A 1366-nucleotide genomic window follows, 5' to 3' on the forward strand; every position below is an offset into this window, starting at 1 on the left:
AAAGGGGATGACCATCCAATGACCGTCTATAACCCGGGCACATCACCGGGGGCAGTACCGGGGACCTCCTGGGAACTGAAAACCCCTGTGATCTCCCGGCGCACCTTCACCGTTGCGGCCGGAACGGCCGCCCTGGCGGCCGCGACCGCCTACGCCATCGCCTCCACCGGAGCACGCACCGCACCCCTGACGGCACCGGCGTCCTTCGGAGCGGTGCGGATCATCCGCGCCGGACGCTCCCCGCGGTTCACCGCGGCCGGGTCCCCCGTGTTCAGCAGAACCCCCGGGGCAGCGGACTTCAGCCGGATCACCCATGCTGCAGCCCTCAGCAATGCCGGTCCGGTGCCCCAAGCCGGCGCCCACGGCCACGGGGCACCGTCCGGGGGGCCGGTGAACGAGACCTGGGCCGATGTGATCCTCATCGAAGCGGAAGTTACCAACACCGGCAGGGCGCCCAGGCTGTTCTCACCCGGCCAGCTGCGGCTGAAGGTCGGCGCGAACGGACCCACAGTCACCCCGCGCGACGCCAGCCGCGGCGCCGGCCTGATCCCGGCCGGCACCAGCGAACCGGTCTGGATCAGCTACCTCGCACCGGCCGAGGCCACCGAATTCTCCATCGACTTCACCGACCCGCAGCAGAACACCCAACTGGCCCTGGCCATTCCGCCCCTGCGCCAGGGACAGGCAGCCGCCGCCGCGACTCACTAGACGCCCTGGATGTCAGCGGGGGCTCAGCGGGTACTGCGGTGCAGGTCGTATTCGTCACTGGGCAGCAGCTTGCGGGCCCCGCCCACCCCCTCGATGATCAGCACGGTGCCCTCTTCGGGGAAAGCCTGTTCGACTTGGCCGAAATAGTGGATGACGCCGTTGCGCCGGGCTTCGATCCGATCGCCGGGGCGCAGGGCGAACAGGTCGCGGATCCGCGGGTTGAGGCTGAAGACGTTGGTCACTGTATTCCTTCCGTAGGCGCGGGGTCTGGGATCGAGGACCATCATCATGGCGGCGGCGGGCCCCTTGGGCGCTTGACCGCGTGTGCGGTTCCCGTTCCTCTGTTCTCTGGTGTGAGAGCGGGGGGAGTGCTTCCCTAGGCGGCCGAGGGGGACCGCCGGCTGTGGAGCACCGGGCGGGCGGCCTGCCGGAGGGCGTCCAGCAGGGTGGTCAGGGATCCGCCCTTGGCCAGGACCGCGCGGATGCCCAGGGCCCTGCCCTGCTGCCGCAGCGTGGCGGAGGGCTGGGCGGTGAGCAGCACGATGCGGGCTAACGGGGTGCGGGCCAGGATGCGCTGTGCGGCGTCCAGTCCGGTGCCGTCGCCCAGATCGTGGTCCATCAGGACGACGTCGGGCTTCAGCTCCCGGCACAGCCGGAG

Annotated in this window: 3 protein-coding genes; 1 reads left to right on the forward strand and 2 read right to left on the reverse strand. The window is 70.4% G+C overall.

Annotation, left to right across the window (positions count from 1 at the left end):
• Window positions 1-708 (forward strand): hypothetical protein (locus tag AC5RVV_RS17390; RefSeq protein ID WP_494002610.1); only part of this gene is annotated, 708 nt, incomplete at its 5' end.
• Window positions 709-731: 23 nt separating this feature from the next.
• Here the strand turns inward: AC5RVV_RS17390 and AC5RVV_RS17395 are convergent.
• Both AC5RVV_RS17395 and AC5RVV_RS17400 read right to left on the reverse strand, forming a co-directional pair.
• Window positions 732-950 (reverse strand): hypothetical protein, encoded by a 219-nt coding sequence (locus AC5RVV_RS17395; protein ID WP_493986463.1) that lies wholly within the window; start codon window positions 948-950, stop codon window positions 732-734.
• 134 nt (window positions 951-1084) lie between these two features.
• On the reverse strand, window positions 1085-1366 hold a 282-nt coding region (locus tag AC5RVV_RS17400; RefSeq protein WP_494002611.1), incomplete at its 5' end, for a response regulator.

Source organism: Arthrobacter sp. MDT2-34-1 (genome assembly GCF_059091365.1).